This window comes from Paenibacillus sp. FSL F4-0236 (assembly GCF_038000135.1).
Taxonomy (GTDB): domain Bacteria; phylum Bacillota; class Bacilli; order Paenibacillales; family Paenibacillaceae; genus Paenibacillus_AQ.
Map to the genome: position 1 here is coordinate 6,216,251 of NZ_JBBOBK010000001.1, position 19,418 is coordinate 6,235,668.

The following is a 19,418-nucleotide window of genomic DNA, read 5'->3' on the forward strand; positions in this document are numbered from 1 at the left end:
TATTATTTAAAGCGCTTACTTATGCGATGAGTATATTAAAAATGTAATCTTTAACATTTTACGACAATATTCACCTTACTTTTACATGGGAGGTATGATATATTCTGGTGGAAAATGGATAATAGGAAAAGTGAAAGGAAGAATGCGTATGGAAGCGCTGGTGTGGACATCCAATGATAAGCTAGAGCTCTGCGAATGGGAAGAGCCACAGATTGTAACCCCGGATGAAGTTAAGATTCGGATTGAGATGACAGGCATTTGTGGAACAGATCTAGCGGTCATAACCGGTAAAGAGGAAGGAGTTCCAGGAATCATTCGTGGTCATGAGGCTGTGGGGATCGTAATTGAAATTGGCAGTAATGTTGACCGTGTTAAGGTGGGGGACCGAGTAGTTATCGATCCGAATCAAAGCTGCAATGAATGTTATTTTTGCTTGAAAGAACAGCCGCACTTATGTATAGGCTCCGATGGAAATGGGATGCCTATTGCTGGTTTGAATCGAAATGGGACATTCACTTTTTTTTTCTCAACTGTACAAACGTTTGCACACCTTTTGCCTGATCATATGAGCTGGGAGACGGGGGTATTAATCGAGCCGCTTGCCTGTGTGCTGCACAATTTCAAAGAAGCTAATGTCACGGCTGACGATAAGGTGCTCATTCTTGGATCGGGTCCAATGGGACTGTTAAGTCAAATGGTGAGTAAATCAAAAGCTGCGCTCACGGTAGCGACGGAAATTAATCCCTATCGGTTGGCATTTGCCAGAGAAATCTCGGATTTTGCTCTAACACCATCCCAATTAAATCAAGCTACCGTAGATGAAATCTGCGCGGGACATAAGTTTGATGTGATTATCGATACGGTGGGCACTCAGCTCGAAGTAGCGGAGGAATGGATTGAGCGTGGAGGGCGCATCGTTCCTTTTGGAATTAATGCGAAGTATCGGTACACCTTTTCCCCTACCAGATTCGTACAGCATGCAATCAAAATTATCGCAGCAGGCGAATACCGCTACATGTTCGAGGAAGCTTTGCGGTTTGCCGCTGAGACACCTGAACTGGAGAAACTGGTGACTAGAAAAGTTAAGCTCAATCAGCACGAGGCAGCAATAAACGAGTTGATCGGCTATGAATTGAACTCTTTGAAGGTGGTTGGGAGTGACACCGTAAAGACGGTTTTTGTTCCCTAAACGTAGAACTGCAATCAATGAGAGGTGGATCTATTAATGAGCAAAGAAAGCAAATTTAGACTTGTTCAGGATTACTTGTCTACACACAAAGATAAAGACGTCGCGCCAATTTGGATTCCTGCTGTGTGGAATGAGTGCAAATATGAGCGTGTTCTTTTCGAAAAAGACGGTGAAATTTGTGTACATCCGTATGATTTTTTGACAGAGCATTTGAAGTATGTAGACAAGCTTTCGTGGAGATATTCGCTCAAGGAACGCACGAATTTAGACGACAGCGCGATCTATTCTTCATTAATTCGTTATTCGACGGCTTGGGATTACAACCATGATGGAACAATTGAATCCGGTACTTTTTTAAGATTCTTTATTCTTCTGCCGCTGTTAAAGAAAATGGGCATCAATATTCTGTATATGCTTCCAGTGAACCAGTACAGCAAGTTGAATCTGAAAGGAGATATCGGGTCACCTTACGCTGTGCAATCGTTATTCCACTTGGATCAGAACCTACACGACAGCTTGCTGGATGGTATGGAGGAGTTTACGATCCACGATGAGCTCAGCGCTTTGGTAGAAGCTTGTCATTTGCTTGATATTAAGACTGTTGTTGATTTCATTCCCCGTGTAACGGCGAAAAACAGTTTGTTCATTACCGAACATCCCGAATGGGTGTATTGGATCAAAATGCAGGAATTAGAAGGCTTTGCACCGCCATCGATTCCTGAGCTTGGATTCTTTGAGGAGTGTACGCCTGACAAATTGGAGACGGTCTACCACAGCCAGGAAACCGCAGCATTTCTGCGGAAGTTCTCGCCGCCGCCCAATGAACTTCATCCAATCCTTTGGCAGCAGTTAAAAGAGAAGGCTGCTAAAACTGGAGATGAGCTATTAACTTTGGTGGAGCAAGAGATGGGGATAACGACTGCTCCCGCACATTCGGATTGGATTAACGATGTACAGCCGATTTGGACAGACATTACGTTCTTGCGCCTCTACAAGGACTTTTCTCCGCAAGTGAGACATCTTATAAGTTCGGATCAGGCACCATATGTTCTTTTTGATACGATTAAATGCAATGACTACCCGGGTGAGGAGCCGAATCTGGAGCTGTGGGATGTGCTGGAGGAGGCCGTACGGTTTAATCTCGAAAAGTATGGGATTGATGGCTTCCGCATCGATATCGGACATGTACTTCCTATTCCGCTGTTGACTCGTATTTTTGACACGATTAAAGAGTTGAATCCGAATGCAATCTTGATCAGCGAAGATTTGTTCAATCGTAATCACAAGAAGGCGGCGAGCACCGGCTACAACATTATGCTTGGCAGCGGATGGAATGTCATGACGCAAATCAATAAGGACAATCTCGTTTCATTCTTAGAGGAGCTGCCTGAGTTAAACATTCATGTGTTCGCCTGTGCAGAAACAGCAGATACGCCTCGGATCACGAGCCGTGGCGGTGTTGAGGTGGCTCGGATGATTGCTGTATTTAATCAATTTCTTCCGAATGCAATTCCATACGTGACGACTGGCTATGAAATGAATGAGGAGCAGCCCCTCAACTGTGGTCTTGGAGACAACACGAACGGAGAGGAGATTTCCCGCGCTTTTTTTAACGTCATGCAAATCAATTGGACTAATCCTGCACCGATGCTGCCGCTGCTGACAGAGCTAAGTGAATTTAAGAAAGATTGGCCCCAGCTAGTGAAGCCAGAAAACTTTTTCGTGGCTCAATCCCCGGAAGGTACAGTTCTGTACGGGTATATGCATGGGGAGCTGACACTGCTGTGCTGCTTTAACTTGAGCGCTGATACCTCCTGCCAAGTTGATTTGAAGGCTGCGATACCTGGGCGTTACCCAATGACCGTGACGCTGGATAGTTCCTTAACGGGCAGCATCGTAGGTCAGACGTTAGACAGCTTACTGCTTGCACCAAATCAGGCTTTAGTGCTCGTAAACAATCATAGACAAGTTAGTTAAGGGGGAGAGGCAGCGATGGAAAAGAAGAGCAAAGAAATCATGTTATGGCATGAGTTTGACGGTCCGGGAGATACCTCGATTGAGGTGTTAGAGGGAATTTGCAAGCTGTATACAGAGCGCTTCGGCGTACAAATTACGCCACAAGTAATGAACATTACGGAGTTGACTGCGCGACTGAACCAAATTAAGGACACTCATCAAGGTCCGCATCTGGCGATGGTTCCTGCGGATATGTCCTCCTATGTTGAGAATGGACTTTACTCTGAAGTACCGGGCTGGCTATTCGATGATGCACTCACTGAAGGGGCACTTTCAACGATGCAACTGGATGGTGTTCAGTATGGTATCCCGGTATTACGGGGCAATCATCTGGTTGTGTATTACAATCCGGAGATTTACGCCAGTGCGCCGACGACATGGGAAGTGTTCGAAGAGGCAGCAGAGAGGTTGTCCGCTCAAGGCATCATACCGATTGGGGCAGATTTACAGCAGGGTTATTGGTTTATTCCGTTTCTTACAGCTTTCGGTGGTTGGCCTGTTCAGGATGGAAAGCCGAATATCGTAACCTCTGAAATGAAGCGAGCACTTGAGTTCATCCATGACAAGATGGATCAAGGCGTGCTCGTTAGTCTCGACGGTTCCACAGGACTGCTAGAGCAGTTTATTGATGGTAAGATTGGCGCCATTATTTGTGGAGAGTGGATTTATAACCATCTGGACAAGCAGATGAACAACAGGCTTGCGGTCTGCCAGCTTCCGGTCATAGAAGGCCAGCAATCGCTATCCATGTCTTCTTCTATCGGCCTAATTTACCCGAATCATTCGTTAACATCGGAGGAGCGGGAAGATATCTTGTCGTTCACGCATTTTATGCTGAGTGATGAGTGCCAAACCATGTGGACGCTGGGTGTACAGCGGATTCCAGCTCAGGAAGAGGTGCTGAACCGTCTAGCTGCCTCTGCTACGCTTAACAAAAAGATGATTATATCGCTGTTGGAGCACGCACGGCCGATGCCGACTTACCCCTTCATGATTCATGTATGGGAGGCGCTAAATGCGGGTCTAACCGAGCTGCCCTTAAGCAATTCTGAACAAGCATTGAAAAAAATTGAACAGACCATCCAAGCATTCTGGGGCGTATATAAAAGCTAAAAGAGACGGGGAGAAGACAAATGAAAACAACGATATTCAGCCAAATTTCGATTGACGGTAAGCTCACTATGGGAGCTGGTAATTCGAGTAAGGAGCTTTTTTCTTTGTTTTCCAGTGAGGATATGGAATTCATTCATCTATTCCGGGGGAATGTGCAGGGCATTATGGTCGGCAAAAATACAATTCTGACGGACAATCCCTTTCTTACTAATCGGTATGAGGAGAACAAAAATCCAATCCGGATCATTCCGACGACCACCTTGGATATTCCGCTGGATAGCAATGTGCTCTCGGATGAGGGGAGGACGATTATTGTCACAACCGAGAAAGGACGGGATGAATATAAAATCAAGCAGATCCGGGAAAGAGGGAAGGAGTGCCTCATCTGCGGTGAGGATAAAGTCGATTTCGTGGAGCTTGAACGTCAGTTGGAAGACAAATTCGGGATTACCAGCTTGATGGTCGAGGGCGGCGGCTTTTTGAACTGGCATATCTTCGATCAGGACATCGTCGATGAAATTATTCTGATGCAGCTTCCGATCATCATAGGCGGTTCCACGAACATTACTTTAGTGGATGGAGACGGGTATCAGCAATTGTGCTTTGCGAAAAAGTTCAAGGTTGTAGAAATTCAGCCAAAAGATAATTATACGCTCATGCGCTACAAAAAAGTGATATAACCTCACACGAAGTCATAGACTGCGAATGGCTATGGACGCGGTAAAATCGAGAATATGGGGGTTGTGAATGATCCATGTCAGAGAAAGAGAACTTCTACAAAAGTGTGTATAAAATCGCTGTACCTGTTACGCTTCAAAGCTTACTAATGGCATTGCTCAATTTGACGGATCAGTTGATGGTCGGGCAGCTTGGAGATGTGGCGATTGCCTCGGTGGGAATGTCCACCAAAATATATGGGATCATCGCGGTTGTCTTGGCTGGTCTATCGACGGGTGTGTCTATTTATGCAGCCCAGTTTTGGGGGAACAAAGATTCCAAAAGCGTCTCCCAGGTGCTGGGCCTTGGACTAATCGTCGGCTTCGCGTTCTCGTTCTTATTTTCTGCGGCTGTCTTCATCGATTCGCCGCTTTTCCTGAGCATGTTCACGACAGATGCGAATGTAATAGATAATGGATATATTTTTCTGCAGATCATGTCGATCGGCTTTGTACCTGTCATGCTCACGATGATGTATTCCGCGATTTTGCGTAGTACGGGCCATGCCAAATGGCCGATGTATGTAAGCTTAATTGCTGTTGTGTTGAATATTATACTGAATTACGTACTTATTTACGGGAACTTCGGCGCTCCAGCGCTTGGTCTGAAGGGTGCGGCTATTGCTACCCTTATTTCCAGGGTAATAGAATGTTTGTTGATCATTGGTGCCGTGTACCGATATCGTTTACCAGGCGCTGTTGGGTTAAAGAACTTGTTCATCATTCCTAGACCGCTCATCCGCAAGTTTTTTGGAACGACGTATCCGCTGCTGCTGACTGAATTGATCTGGGTATTGGGTGAAACGGCATATGCGATCATCTATAGCCGCATGGGGACGATGGAGATGACGGCGATGACCATTACCTTCCCATTGCAAGGGCTTTGCATCGGCTTATTGTCCGGTCTGGCTAGTGCAGCTGGGGTTTTGGTTGGCAACCGTTTGGGCGCGAACGAAACGGATATCGCACTCGATCATGCGAAAAAGTTCATTCGTCTTGGCATTATCATCTCTCTAATTGTCGGGGTTATCATTGCGGCAGGCTCGAAGCTGTATGTCTCCGCATTCAATATCTCCGAGGATGCTAAACAGATGAGCATATATATCGTTATCGTATTCGCTGGATTTCTTTGGGCCAAAGTTTCCAATATGATTATAGCAGGCGGCATTCTAAACAGTGGGGGAGACAGCAAGTTCGTGTTCAGCATGGAATCGACCGCGACATGGCTGATAGGTGTCCCCTCCGGGCTATTGCTATCATACGTCTGGAAGCAGCCTGTCTACCTTGTATATCTCGTCATATCACTTGAGGAGGTTGTCCGTTTTGGCTTCGGTTACGCCCGGATTTACTCCCGGAAGTGGATGAGAAATTTAGTGAACGATTTGGCTGAAAAAGCGATGTAAGGGCTGATTGGATCGCTCAAGGCTCCCGTGTATTCCCGACTAAGGGAAAGTCACGGGAGTCTTTTTGTAACTAATGATATGATTGTCGTATGGGGTGACTTTGAACGGGTGATAATTAATTAAACGAGTCTAGCCAGAAAGGAACTGCTATGCAAGAGACTTCTAGAAACCATAGATTCAATTATTTTTTTGAAATGATTCTTCACCTCATTTGCGGAGTATCAATTGTTTATTTTGGCCTGAATGGAAATGATGATAAAACATTTCAAGCAGCCCTTATCATTCTAGTCCTGTTACTCTTTAAGGGCTTAATCACAAGGACCAACAGCGAACTGCCTCCCGCACTTCAGTTTTCGGTGCTGGTCTTTATCACAATCACGATGATGCTCGCCAATTTATTCAATTTGTATGGTGTCATCCCTTATTTAGATAAGATTGAACATCTGCTGTCTGGAATTATTTTATTGTTCGTAGGACGATTCATCTTGATCAAGATGGTTAAGCGTAAAGGGCTGGGCGGTCTGCCTTCCAACATCATCATTTGGTTCGCGTTCCTGTTTGCTGTTGCAATGGCTGGAATGTGGGAGATTTATGAGTTTACGGTGGATCATCTCTTTGAGCTTCATTCGCAAAATGGTAGTTTGACCGACACGATGATGGATATGATTTGCGGAACATTGGGCGCTCTCGTCGCCTCCTTCTATTTATTCGTAGAAGCACGCAGAAAAACGTAGCTTTGATCGACATTAACTTTCATGTTCACTAGGAGACTTCTTAGGAATTCTAATCTGAAAAATGGTTTCCGTCACAGCTTCGTCCAGCAAACGCACGTTGCCATGGTGCAATTCCGCGATTTCCTTGACGATCGAGAGCCCGATGCCAAGTCCCTCGCCTTTTCTTCCACCGTCGGCGCGGTAGAAACGCTCGAAGATACGCTCGCGATCCTCTCGTGCGATCCCTTTACCCCGGTTTTTGACCGTGAGAACCACTTCCTCTTGTTCCTCCGTCAATCCAATTCCCAGATAGTGTCCTTCTTCACCGTAACGAACGGCATTGTCCAGCAAGTTGCGCAAAGCACGTTCGATCAGCGGTGCGTCGATCATAACCTCGATATCCGTATCTTGGATGTCTGCCTCCAACACGATGTTCTTATCGTCCAGGAATAAGAGGTAATCGGCTGCGATCTTTCGCATTAATTCCGACAGGTTATGCGGAGCAAGCTGAAGCCGAAGTAAATGCTCTTCTTGACGGGTAATGTCGAGTAACTGATCAAGCAGCTTATCCATGTAGCGAGAACGCTGCAGGATGATTTTGGCCCCGGACTGAAGCTCGTTCTCATTCTTGTACGCACCGGTACGGATCATCTCGGCATAACCCAAAATCATAGTTAACGGCGTTCGCAAATCGTGGGACAGGTCCGATAAGAGCAGTCTTCGCCGATGTTCTAACTGTTCAATTTGGGCAGACTGGCTCTGGATACGCATTGCCATTGAATTGTAGTGTTGGGTCAGCTGAGCGATCTCGTCCCTCGACGTATCTTCCAGCACGATGACATCGCTTCGGATTCCGACTTGGTTCAGCGCGTTGTTCAGTTTTGTAATGCGACGATCGGTGGAAGAGAAGAACCATAAGGAAAGGAGATAGGGAAGCAACAACGCCAGTAACAGAGGTAAAATAAATGTTAGTAAAGCTTTATACGTTCGGAGAAAAAAATATATTTGTCCAGATGTCATGTCTTCGCTGGATAAACTCAATAACATGTAATAGGATCGATGATCATGGGCAACGGAATAAGTAAGAGTGATCGGAGTATTTTCACCCCAAAGATTATTTGGCATATGGTCAACACGGTCGGCTAATTTGCGGAAGTCGTAGGAATTATTCTCGCCGGCGGAATCATACAGCGTCGAACCGTCCTCAGCCAGCCACTCTAGGCGGATCTTGGAATGCGGGCGTAGTACTTCTTCCAGAATGGGTTGAACCTCTGGTCCCGAGTAGGCGTCTTGCCGTTCTATAGCCGTAAGTGCTTCTTGTGCGATGGCGTTTAACATCTTCAGATCATATCCCGGGGTCCAAGTCTTCCCGGTCATTAGGGTAATCGTAATAAACAAGACGATGCTTCCTGCGGCACTGGATAGCATCATCAGCCATAGCTTAGTTCGTCTCTTCATCGTCCGTCACCTGAGAGGCGATAGCCGATGCCGCGAATGGTATGAAGATTAGATTGGGACCCGGGTGCGCTTTCAAGTATTTTTCGGATGCGGCTGATGAAGACGCTGAGGTTGTTGGCGTCATAGTTTTCATGCTGCCAGACTTGTTTGTAGATTTCTCCTTTTGTTAGTACGCGATCAGGATTGAGCATGAACACTTGCAGTAGATGGCATTCGACCGGAGTCAGTCCATGTTGTTGTCCATCATTATGTAGTACATAATTGTCGATATCCAGAATAAGTTTATTCAATTGAATCACATGGGGCCGGTTGGAGGTCTCAGGATGGCGCCTGCGGAAATGGGCCTGTATCCGTGCTAGCAGCTCCATTGGACTGAAGGGCTTGGTCATGTAATCGTCGGCTCCCAGTCCAAGTGCGTCGATTCTGTCTTCCACTTCTCTTCTCGCACTAAGCGCAATGACCAGCGTTTCCGGACGATGTTCCCGCAAGTAGCGTAGAACTTCGAAACCGTTACCGTCGTCCATCATGATGTCCAGAACGATCAGTGAGAAAGGCTGCGCTTGTAGCTGTAAGATCGCCTGCCGCCCAGACTCCGCTTCGGCGATGTCCCATCCGGCGCGTTCCAGATGTAAGCGAATAAGCTCACGAATGTCGGGTTCATCATCGACGATCAGAATCCGGTCCATGTTTTCATCACTCTCCATTTTTTGTTAACTATGTTTTCATTATTATAGCAAAATTAGGTAAAATTAGGTAAAATTAGGTAAAATTAGGATTGAAATATCGACTGGGGATTTTGATAAGTAGAAGTCGGTTCTTAGATAAACGTATAATGGGTACATTGAAAAGGACAAAAGAGGGAGCTACATACATCGTAACTTAGGTCATAACTGAGGAGTGGTAGGCATGGCACGTGTCTTATTTATTAATGCTGGATCAGAGGGACATATCAATCCAACGATTGGCGTTGTACAGGAGCTTATTTCTCGTGGAGAGGAGGTAGTGTACTTCACTATAGAAGCTTTTCGGGAGCGTATGGAGGAGACAGGTGCTATAGTACGGACATTGGACGCTCAACAATTTATAAAAGCCTTTATTTCAGGTGGGAGAGATTATCTGCTTGAAAGAGTCAATGGGCTTTTACTTACGGCGGATATCGTTATACCAAGCGTTCTTGAACAGATTAAGGGGGAGCATTTCGATTACATCATCCATGATTCGATGTTTGGTTGTGGACGTTTACTGGCTCAAATTCTTAATCTTCCTGCAATCAACTCTTGTACTTCTTTTGCACAGACAAAGGAATCATTTGATCAAGTCATGGAACGATTCTACACAGAAGCCCCTGCAGAAATAGTAAAAGCTGTAGACGATAGATTTCAAAGTCTGACCATAAAAATAAAGGAACAATATGGTGTGCAGATTCACTCTCCTTACGAAGTGTTCTGTAATCCTGCACCACTTACAATCGTGTATACGACAAGGGAGTTTCAACCTTATGGAGAAGCCTTCGACCCATCGTATAAATTCGTTGGTCCTTCCATCTCTTCACGATTAACGCCAGATCATTTTGATTTTTCTGCAATTAAGGGAAAGGACCTAATTTACATTTCAATGGGTACGGTCTTCAACCAAGCAAGTGATTTCTATAAGCTTTGTTTTGAGGCATTCGGGAATACGGATTATACGATTGTTATGTCCATTGGGAACAAAGTGCAAATCTATGATTTGGGAGAAATTCCTCCCAACTTCATAGTTAAAAACTATGTTCCACAGACGGATATATTACAGTACACAAAAATATTCATTACACATGGTGGAATGAATAGTGCGCATGAGGGTCTCTACTATGGGGTTCCGCTAATTGTAATCCCACTAAGTGCGGATCAGCCGATCATTGCGGAGCAAGTCGTCAATATTGGAGCGGGCATTAAATTACAAATGCAAGGATTAACTGCAACTGAACTGCGTGAAGCTGTAGAGCGTGTGCTCACCCTTCCGTCATTCCAAAAAGCTGTTGCAACGACTAAAGATTCCTTTCGAACATCCGGTGGATCTCATCAAGCTGTTGATGAGATTTTCAAATGGAAGTGTCAATATCTTGGTTAGTGTGCATGGCCATCCGTTGAAGGATGGCCATATTTGTTTAACTTTCGAGACAAGCCTATCGCGTACTCTCCACATAATTAAAAATAGCATCTCTCAACTCAAACTCGTACGTCAAACCATTCACAAGTCCCACCACATGATTGCTGTCATACAGATCAAGCATGAATCCAGCCATTTCCTTCGCGGTATGGAATTTCCGCACAGCGCCGTGATATTCGAAATTCGTGATATCGAAAGCACGTTTCGCGAATTCTGTTTCTGTTGCGGCAGGTGCCAACACTTTAGCCTGCATAGGTGCACCTTGACTCTTCAACTCATGAGATAGTCCTTCAGTAAATGCACTTACATAAAACTTGCTCGCACAGTACGTTATAGCATTGCCCACAATCGTATAACCGCCACCAGATGAAACGTTAATTAATTGCGTGCCTTCAATAGTGGAGTAGTCTCGAACGAATAAAGAGGAGAGTATAGTCAACGCTTCTATGTTCAGATGTAGCATTGTAGTTATTTTATTTAAATCTTGCTCGGCCACTGAAGCAAAGTTCCCAAATCCGGCATTGTTGATCCAGGTTTCGATGGAATATCCTTGCAGGCTTTCATACAATGTATAAGCATTCTCGATAACGGATAAGTCAATCGTTTGAATGACAACCTCTACATTAGGATGAATACGAGCGATTTTAGACTGTAATTCCTCTAGCTGTTCCTTTCTGCGGGCCACAAGGATTAAGTTTTTTCCACGAGAAGCAAAAGCTAGGGCAGTTTCATAACCTATCCCTGAACTAGCGCCGGTAATTACAGTGTACTTCATGTGATTTCCTCCTATTTTTCTACGAGAATGTAATTCGATCTTACTGCGATTTGATTATATAGGTTAGAGTTTACTCTAAGGCAAATGTTTTTTATAATCAGGGTGACTTTCAAAATAAAATAGATTAGAGGATTTGCATGTACACGATTAGCGAGGTATCCAAGTTATTGGAGATAACCACATATACACTGAGATATTATGAAAAAGAAGGGATCGTTGCTCCGATACGCAGTGCCAATGGAGAGAGGGTATATGATGATACTCATCTTGCTTGGCTGCGATTTGTACTGAGGTTGAAACAAACCCAAATGCCCATTTCACAAATCAGGCAATATGCCCAGTTATATTTAGAAGGAGAACATACAAGCCAAGCCCGCTTGAATCTTCTGGAAGATCATAGAAGCTCAGTTCAGGATCAAATCAGACATTTAACAGAGACAGAGAAGATGCTGAACGACAAAATAGCTAATTACAAGGTCTTCATTAGTAAAGGGAATACACTGGATTTGTCTATGGATGACTAGTAATACAATTACGCTTCATCCATGAAAAAGGGGATTACCTCAGGCCTCACGGCCAACAGGTAATCCCCTTTTCCTCATACATATGGATCTGTTGCAGCGTTTATTATTTCAGAGGAATTTTGATCTCTAGTTGCTTGTTGTAATTTTTAACTACATTACCTTTGGCATCTACTTTATAAGCCCCGGCAGTGCCTTTTTCAAACACGGCTTGATAAGGTTTGATAATGAGATATTCTGCGGCCGGGCGAAGCGCCTCGAACAATAAATCTTCAGAAACAGTATTCTGGGTTGTTGCAACAGATTCCCGTGCAATATATTCTAATTCGTTTCCCAGATTATCATAAATATCATATCCTAAAGCCTGTGCTTGGGTAGCAACCCCTTTAACTGCTAAAGCAATGCGCACAGAAGTCTCTCCCACAGCAACACGATTAGTTTTGATTTCAAATTGGTTGTCTTTCTTTAAAGCTGGTAGCTGAATGTTACGCGCTACTCCTGCTTGCTTAAGAGAAAACTTTAGTACATACGGATCTTCGATTCCGTTAAGCTTCACATGGATGCTCAATTCAGAGGAAGCCAGGCTTGCCTTTTGCTGCTCAGTTAGCCATCCGGTCTGCAATACAACAACCGCCTTGTTGGCGTCACCATCACTGATCCAGCGTGGTGATTTAAAATCAATTCCACCTGAATTAGTGAGATTGGCGTCTACTGCCATAATGGTTCCTTCTGCAAGGTAAGGCTCACCTTTATCGTTCAAGGTTACCCCTGCGAGCATTCCTGAGAACAGGGATCCCTCACGGCTCAGATCGATCTTAATATAATTACCGTCAAACTGTGCACTGCCCTTTAAAGTAAGCTGATCGTGTGAATCGGCGGCTTTTGTTGTATTCAGGGAAGCTTCAGCGGCGGTTTGAACACTGGCTGCTTGGGTTAAAGCCGGCATTCCCAACGCTCCAAGGCATACAGCAGCACTTAAAATTACAGACAATTTCGTTGTCATTTTCTTCATGATATCATTCTCCTTAGTGTTTATTTAACTAGCACGTTTATTTCCAGGCCATCGATATAATGCTTCACAGGATTTCCGGAACTATCTGTTTTGAATGCGCCACTCTTACTTTTTGGATCCTCGAACTCATAAAGATAGCCACGGATTGTGAGCATATTGGGATGTTTCTCGAACGGCTCTACAAGCAGATTCAGATCCTGTGATCTATTGAATGAAAGGAGTGCTTTTTGCGATATATTTTCCAATACCAGTCCCTGTTCATCCGTCACTTCAAAGCCCAATGTATTAAAATCTGCGTAATCCCCGTCAGTCTCTTGTTCAATGTTGAGTAACAGGCGCGTGGTTAATGGGCTATATTCCAGCTTTTGCAGCGTCAGACTCCATCCCTCTGCTTGTGCGCGCATATCAGGTACGACAATACTATTTTCTGTAACCTTACGTGCAGGAATCTCCAGAATGTATGGTGTATCTATACCGTTTAAAAGAAGGGTTACAGTCAGTTCAAATTGATCAGGGAAAGGCTTGGTGATCCCCAAATTCGAAGAATCCACCAGTTGAAAAATAGCTGTACTCTGCTCCTTGCCTTCCATCCAGGTTAGAAAAGGAACAGCTTCCCAATGACCATCTGAGAATTCCTCCATTGAAATCCCATCGATCAAAACTTCTGCGGACATTATTGAACCTTTGCCTAGAAAAGGCTTCCCATCCGCTCCAATCGTCACGCCGGTGAGCTTCCCGTCCAGCCCTTCTCCCTTGCGCTTCACTGAGAATGCCAATCGGTTGCCATCAAATACAGCCTCTTCGGCAGACAAGGTGATTCCATCATGCGTATCACTGCTATTCGGTCGGGTAATCAGACCCAGACGCTGAGCAGCTTGCAATCCTATATCATCTGCCCGTTCAAAAATTCCGCCTATCCATGGAAGCTGCTTGAGCGCATTGGCCAACGTTGGCGGATAGACGGCCGTTAGCATAACACTTAGCACTATCGCTGCAGATACAGCAGCTGCGATTTTTGGATATATCCGTTTTTTCTTTTCCTTTTCCACAGGATCCTGGACAATTGTGGCGAGTGATGCATAAATCGAATCCTGCCGCGACCGCAGTAAAGGTGGAAGCTCCTGTATATTAGCCTTTCCTAGCTCCCTGATCTGCTTTTCTAAATTGTTATTATTCATTAGCAAGACCCTCCTCCCGCACAGGATGTATCTGTTTGGACAACAATCTCCGTGCGCGATGAAGTCGTGCCCTGACCGCTCCTTCGGAGATGTCGAGCACATCTGCAATCTGCTTAATGGATAAATCGTCATAATAAAAAAGCACGATAGCAAGCCGCAGGGATTCGTCCAACTGATTAATGAAGCTTTGCAGGTCTACGTTGCCTGAATCTTCAAAATGCACATAGGAATCGACCGGTTCTTCGGGAATTTCCGCCACAGCTATAGTTCGCTCTCGCATACGAAGTAACTGATTGCATTCATTAATCAGGATGCGTATAACCCAGGTTTTAAAAAACTTAGGCTGTTTAAGGTTGGCCAACCCTTTATACACCTTCAGTGTCGTCTCCTGAAGAGCATCCGCGCAATCTTCATCTTTTAGCAGAATGGTTTTGGCTAATCTGTACAACTGGGATTCCAGTTGCCTGAAAAGACGGGTAAACGCCTCGTGGTCGCCTTTCTGCGCTTTTTTGATATCCAGTTCGTTTTCCAGCAAATGATTTTTCCTCCTTGAGGGCCCTCTGTATGATTAGATGGAGAAGGCATACAAAAAGTTATATTTGGATAAAAAAATCTGAAATCTATTTAATATCATCTATTCCAGAATAATGGAAAACGAAGATTAAAGCCTATAAAGCTTGCTTAAGCATACAAAATGTTATCTTTTCATCCGTTACTAAATATTTTAACTATTGGTATATTGATTTGTAAGTGCTTACATAACTTGGGACGCACACATATGCATCTGAAAATTTAGAATGGAAGGTGATCAGAACGTGAGAGTTAATCAAAAGGGTATCTCTGCATTTTTAGCAGTGTTGTTGCTGCTAAGTTCATTCTCATTCAACATGAGGAGTGCTTTGGCTGCAGATTCGAACAGTTCTTTAATAGTAAATGGCGGTTTCGAGGACAATTTCTGGGATGATGGATCATGGAGTGTCGATACGGCAGATTGGAATCATGTAGAAATTAAGCATTTTGCATATGCCGATGATACTTGGCTAAATCCAGATGAAGGAGCTCATGCTTTCAAATATTGGATTAACAAAGTCGCTACTGGAAACCAGACCATCTCGCTTAAGCAGACTATAACGAACCTCCCTGCGGGAAGTTATGAGCTCTCAGTCAAGTCGATGGGCGGTACTGACAATGAGACGGGGAATGTTGAATTGTTTGCGGGTGACGAGAAGGCATCCGCTGTTGCTACCACTGGCTATAATGCTTGGGGAACGCTCACCCTGAAATTTATCTTGAAGCAGGATACCCCGAGTCTTGAGGTTGGTGCGAACATAAGCGGCGCTCCAAGCGCATATGGATTTCTGGACAGCTTTGAGTTGAAACAGTTGAGTACGGATACGACCCAGCCGGTGCCGGCGGATATTTTTGTAAAGAAGGTGGAAGGACTCCAGCCTGATTTTATTAAGGGCGTGGATATCTCCAGTATTATTTCTTTAGAGAATAGCGGAGTCGAGTTTTACAATGAAAACGGAGAAGTGCAGGATATTTTTACAACCGTACATGAAGCGGGGGTTAATTACGTTCGGGTACGGATATGGAATGATCCTTTTGATACAGCTGGAAAAGGTTATGGTGGTGGCAATAATGATCTGGCCACCGCGATTGAAATTGGGAAAAGGGCGACCGCAAACGGCATGAAGTTGCTAGTGGATTTTCATTATTCTGACTTTTGGGCCGATCCGGCCAAGCAGCATACGCCTAAGGCATGGGCAAATTTGAGTTTTGAAGATAAGAAGACAGCGCTTTACGAATATACCAAAGTAAGTCTTCAAGCTCTGCTTGATGCAGGTATTGATATTGGTATGGTTCAAGTAGGCAATGAAACGAATGGACAATTCGTTGGTGAATCTAATTGGACGAAGATGAGCCAATTGTTTAATGAGGGAAGCAAAGCCATTCGGGAGATCAATCCTGATATTCTGGTTGCTCTGCATTTTACAAATCCGGAGTCAGCAAGCAGATATGCCACTATAGCGAAGAATTTGCAAGATAACAATGTGGACTATGATGTGTTTGCAAGTTCTTATTATCCATTCTGGCACGGTACATTAAGCAATTTGACATCCGTGTTGAAGCAAGTAGCTGATACTTATGGTAAAAAAGTAATGGTAGCCGAAACCTCTTACGCGTATACCGCAGAAGACGGGGATGGACACGGAAATACAGCGCCGCAAAGTTCAGGTCAAACTTTAAACTACCCTATCAGCGTTCAAGGTCAGGCTAACTCAGTTAGAGACGTGATCGAAGCGGTTGCGAATGTGGGTAAAGCGGGAATTGGCGTGTTTTATTGGGAGCCTGCTTGGCTTCCGGTAGGTCCGAAAGAAAATCTGAAGCAGAATAAGTTGATTTGGGAACAGTATGGTTCCGGTTGGGCATCCAGCTACGCGAAGGAATATGACCCTGATGATGCAGGGGAATGGTATGGCGGAAGTGCCGTTGATAACCAGGCTTTGTTTGATTTTAACGGACATCCGCTTGCCTCGCTGAATGTGTTCAAATATGTGAATACAGGCGCAGTGGCCCCTATTGCTGTAGATGAAATTAAGGATGTTTCGATAACGGCGATTGCTGGGGAGCCAATCCATCTGCCAACAGACGTAAGTGTTACTTACAATGATGGAAGCTCCGGCAAGATGTCAGTGGTTTGGGATCAAGTTGCGCTTGAGCAAGCCATTAGCAAGGGTGCGGGCAGCTATGTGATTGGTGGAACGACGGAAGGCGGTCAGGTGGTAAAGGCTCTTCTAGTTATTAAAAAAGAGAACTTTATCATCAACGCAGGCTTTGAAAATAGCGATAGAAGCATGTGGAAAATCACCTATGCTGACGTTAATGCTCCACATACAGACTACCAAAATAAAGTTACAGATGCCAAAACAGGCAACTATTCACTACATTTCTACTCTGCGAAAGCAGTGGATTTTAGAGTAGAGCAGACTATTTCTGGTCTGAAGCCGGGATATTATAATCTTTCGATGTTTATTCAAGGGGGAGATGCTGCCAACCCCAATATGAATCTGTTTGCTGTAACGGATGGTAAGGAAGTAAAAGTAAACACCGGTGTGAAAGGATGGGCACAGTGGAATAATCCTGAGATCCAGGATATTCTCGTTACCGATGGATCCCTTACAATCGGAGCTAATATCAAAGCAGACGGCGGCGCATGGGGATCGATTGATGATTTCTATCTAAGCTTTGTCAAAGGTATTGAGGAACCTGCTATTGTTGATACGGATGCAGAAGTACAAAATATCACTTCTATGACAGCTGCGGTTGGAGGAAATATCACTTCGGACGGTGGCGCTAAGGTTACAGAGCGAGGAATCGTATATTCTACTAGTGCCAATCCGACAATTGAGGATAGTAAAGTTATAGCTGAATCAGGTGGAACAGGAGCCTTTTCAGTAAGTCTTGCAGGACTTCAATCTGGAGCTACCTATCATGTACGTGCCTACGCAGTGAATGCAACCGGAGTAAGCTACGGACAAGAGATTACGTTTACAACATTAAGTTCTAGTGCAAGCTTGAATAGCTTGGATTTGAGCGGCATAACATTGGATCAAACAGTGAGCGGAAGTGTATACGACTATACAGCGAGTGTACCGTATTCTTTATCTAACTTCACAGTGACGGCAACGGCCAGCGATGCTGTCTATGGTACCTTGACAGTGAGTATGTACAATAGTGCCAATACACTTGTGGCCGGTCCGATAAGTTTGGCAAGTGGGGCAACAAGCATAGAGCTTCCCCTTGAAGTAGGTAGTAACCGATTGGAGTTATTCGTAATTGCCCAAGATGGCACAGGTACGAGATACACAGCAACAATAACGAGAGCTGCGCAAGATAACGGTTCTGATGGTAATGGAAACGGTGGTAATGATGGTGGTAGTACCTCTAATGTCGTACTTCCGGTTATCTCCTCCAATGGGAAACTGACGCTTCCTGCAGGTCAAGCGGGTGAAGTCAGATTGGATAATGGGCTTGTGATTTCAATTCCAGCTAATGCTTCAGGCAAGCAGTTGGTATTAACGATTGAGAAAGTGCTCGATTCGCAGAATCTTCTCAGCAATCATGAGATTCTCGTAAGCCCGATCTATGAAGTTCTAAAAAACTTCGCGGAGAACTTTAATAAACCAGTCACGCTAACCTTTGTGTTCGATTCAGGACAAGTGAAGAGCGGCCAAACTGTAGCGATCTTTTATTATGATGAAGTGAAGAAGAGCTGGGTGAAAGTTAATGGCGGCAAAATAGATGGAAATCGCATTGCTGCAGATGTGGATCACTTTACGAAGTTTGCTGTACTCGTAGTGGATCAAGCGACTGGATTACCGGTAACCAATGCATCTACTGAACCGACAACAGAGGCTCAATTTAGCGATATCTCGGGACATTGGGCACAGGCTAATATTAAGAAAGCGGTGAGCGAAGGGATCGTCAAGGGTTATACCGACGGAACGTTCAAACCGAATGGTGCGGTGACACGCGCTGAATTTGCGGTGATGCTGATGAATGCGCTGAAGCCAACAGGAAACGGTGTGGAATTGGGCTTCACAGATACAATCCCTGCTTGGGCTGAGAAGTCCATTGCACAAGCTTTAGAGGCGAAGATTATACGCGGCTATGAGGATGTTACCTTCCGTCCGGCAGCGAGCATAACACGTTCGGAGCTAGCAGTTATGATCTCTAGAGCAGCAGGGGGAGATTTAACAACGGCGGCATCAACAGGCTTTGCTGATGATAGCCAAATTCCTGCATGGGCAAAGGATGCGGTTGCAGCCGTGAAGAAATCAGGCATTGTGAGCGGGCGTAACGGCAATGTATTTGCACCAAATGAGACGGCAACAAGAGCAGAGGCAGTAACCATCATTATGAATCTGCTGCAAACTAAATAGTAAACTTACTGTAGTAAGAAAAAAGACCGTATTTAGGACGGTCTTTTTGTCTATTCTCTATATGTGCCCAAGCTTGGCATTCAAAAAAAGAAGAACCAGCAGAGTCTGCTGGTTCTTCTTACTTATATAAATAATTTGCATGCAAAGAAAGATCGTGATATTATAAAATAATCACTGTTGATTTCACTAATTTACACATAAGTGTAACATCTTATCTACACTATTATAAT

The 19,418-nt window shown here is 44.6% G+C and carries 15 protein-coding genes and 2 pseudogenes; 9 read left to right on the top strand and 8 right to left on the bottom strand.

Annotated features, from left to right (window positions below):
• Window positions 1-148 precede the first annotated feature (148 nt).
• From NSQ29_RS27770 to NSQ29_RS27795, 6 genes are all read left to right on the top strand, one after another.
• Window positions 149-1,189, top strand: a complete 1,041-nt coding sequence (locus tag NSQ29_RS27770) for a zinc-dependent alcohol dehydrogenase (protein ID WP_341126530.1) — start codon at window positions 149-151, stop codon at window positions 1,187-1,189.
• 36 nt (window positions 1,190-1,225) lie between these two features.
• On the top strand, window positions 1,226-3,166 hold the full coding sequence (locus NSQ29_RS27775; RefSeq protein WP_341126531.1) for an alpha-amylase: 1,941 nt from the start codon (window positions 1,226-1,228) through the stop codon (window positions 3,164-3,166).
• A gap of 15 nt (window positions 3,167-3,181) precedes the next feature.
• Window positions 3,182-4,318, top strand: a complete 1,137-nt coding sequence (locus tag NSQ29_RS27780; protein WP_341126532.1) for a sugar ABC transporter substrate-binding protein — start codon at window positions 3,182-3,184, stop codon at window positions 4,316-4,318.
• A gap of 20 nt (window positions 4,319-4,338) precedes the next feature.
• Complete coding sequence (locus NSQ29_RS27785) at window positions 4,339-4,998, top strand: dihydrofolate reductase family protein (protein ID WP_341126533.1); 660 nt, start codon at window positions 4,339-4,341, stop codon at window positions 4,996-4,998.
• Window positions 4,999-5,072: 74 nt separating this feature from the next.
• Window positions 5,073-6,437, top strand: coding sequence for an MATE family efflux transporter (locus tag NSQ29_RS27790; RefSeq protein WP_339244100.1), 1,365 nt, complete (start codon window positions 5,073-5,075; stop codon window positions 6,435-6,437).
• A gap of 194 nt (window positions 6,438-6,631) precedes the next feature.
• Window positions 6,632-7,171, top strand: a complete 540-nt coding sequence (locus NSQ29_RS27795; RefSeq protein ID WP_341126534.1) for a hypothetical protein — start codon at window positions 6,632-6,634, stop codon at window positions 7,169-7,171.
• 12 nt (window positions 7,172-7,183) lie between these two features.
• On the opposite strand, the gene NSQ29_RS27800 is transcribed toward NSQ29_RS27795, so the two are convergent.
• From NSQ29_RS27800 to NSQ29_RS31640, 4 genes and pseudogenes are all read right to left on the bottom strand, one after another.
• Window positions 7,184-8,608 (bottom strand): HAMP domain-containing sensor histidine kinase, encoded by a 1,425-nt coding sequence (locus NSQ29_RS27800; protein ID WP_341126535.1) that lies wholly within the window; start codon window positions 8,606-8,608, stop codon window positions 7,184-7,186.
• Complete coding sequence (locus tag NSQ29_RS31630; protein WP_410477466.1) at window positions 8,605-8,907, bottom strand: winged helix-turn-helix domain-containing protein; 303 nt, start codon at window positions 8,905-8,907, stop codon at window positions 8,605-8,607. Before NSQ29_RS31630 ends, NSQ29_RS27800 begins: the two co-directional genes overlap by 4 nt.
• A gap of 29 nt (window positions 8,908-8,936) precedes the next feature.
• Window positions 8,937-9,036 (bottom strand): annotated as a pseudogene (locus NSQ29_RS31635) (DNA-binding response regulator); the annotation flags it as partial.
• Window positions 9,013-9,312, bottom strand: a pseudogene (locus NSQ29_RS31640) (response regulator); the annotation flags it as partial. The pseudogenes NSQ29_RS31640 and NSQ29_RS31635, both read right to left, overlap by 24 nt.
• A gap of 202 nt (window positions 9,313-9,514) precedes the next feature.
• On the opposite strand from NSQ29_RS31640, the gene NSQ29_RS27810 reads away from it, so the two are divergent.
• A complete protein-coding gene (locus NSQ29_RS27810) occupies window positions 9,515-10,717 on the top strand; it encodes a macrolide family glycosyltransferase (RefSeq protein WP_340973512.1) in 1,203 nt (400 codons plus the stop codon).
• A 55-nt stretch (window positions 10,718-10,772) separates the two neighbouring features.
• Here NSQ29_RS27810 and NSQ29_RS27815 read toward each other — a convergent pair whose 3' ends face one another.
• Window positions 10,773-11,531: an SDR family NAD(P)-dependent oxidoreductase gene (locus tag NSQ29_RS27815; protein ID WP_341126536.1), complete on the bottom strand. Its 759-nt coding sequence runs from the start codon at window positions 11,529-11,531 to the stop codon at window positions 10,773-10,775.
• A gap of 137 nt (window positions 11,532-11,668) precedes the next feature.
• Between NSQ29_RS27815 and NSQ29_RS27820 the strand changes: the two genes are divergently transcribed.
• Window positions 11,669-12,055 carry a MerR family transcriptional regulator gene (locus NSQ29_RS27820; RefSeq protein ID WP_339799516.1) on the top strand — a complete coding sequence of 129 codons (387 nt, stop codon included), beginning with the start codon at window positions 11,669-11,671 and terminating at the stop codon, window positions 12,053-12,055.
• Window positions 12,056-12,158: 103 nt separating this feature from the next.
• Here the strand turns inward: NSQ29_RS27820 and NSQ29_RS27825 are convergent, their stop codons facing one another.
• Genes NSQ29_RS27825 through NSQ29_RS27835 form a run of 3 tightly spaced genes read right to left on the bottom strand, consistent with a single transcriptional unit; the run spans window position 12,159 to window position 14,777 of the window.
• Complete coding sequence (locus tag NSQ29_RS27825) at window positions 12,159-13,064, bottom strand: DUF5643 domain-containing protein (protein WP_341126537.1); 906 nt, start codon at window positions 13,062-13,064, stop codon at window positions 12,159-12,161.
• 20 nt (window positions 13,065-13,084) lie between these two features.
• The gene (locus NSQ29_RS27830; RefSeq protein WP_341126538.1) at window positions 13,085-14,242 is read right to left on the bottom strand and encodes a DUF4179 domain-containing protein; all 1,158 of its coding nucleotides are present in this window, start codon (window positions 14,240-14,242) and stop codon (window positions 13,085-13,087) included.
• A complete protein-coding gene (locus NSQ29_RS27835; RefSeq protein ID WP_231573368.1) occupies window positions 14,235-14,777 on the bottom strand; it encodes a sigma-70 family RNA polymerase sigma factor in 543 nt (180 codons plus the stop codon). The genes NSQ29_RS27830 and NSQ29_RS27835 overlap by 8 nt, the downstream gene beginning before the upstream one ends.
• Before the next feature lie 262 nt (window positions 14,778-15,039).
• On the opposite strand from NSQ29_RS27835, the gene NSQ29_RS27840 reads away from it, so the two are divergent.
• Window positions 15,040-19,188: a glycosyl hydrolase 53 family protein gene (locus tag NSQ29_RS27840; protein ID WP_445739179.1), complete on the top strand. Its 4,149-nt coding sequence runs from the start codon at window positions 15,040-15,042 to the stop codon at window positions 19,186-19,188.
• Window positions 19,189-19,418: the final 230 nt, after the last annotated feature.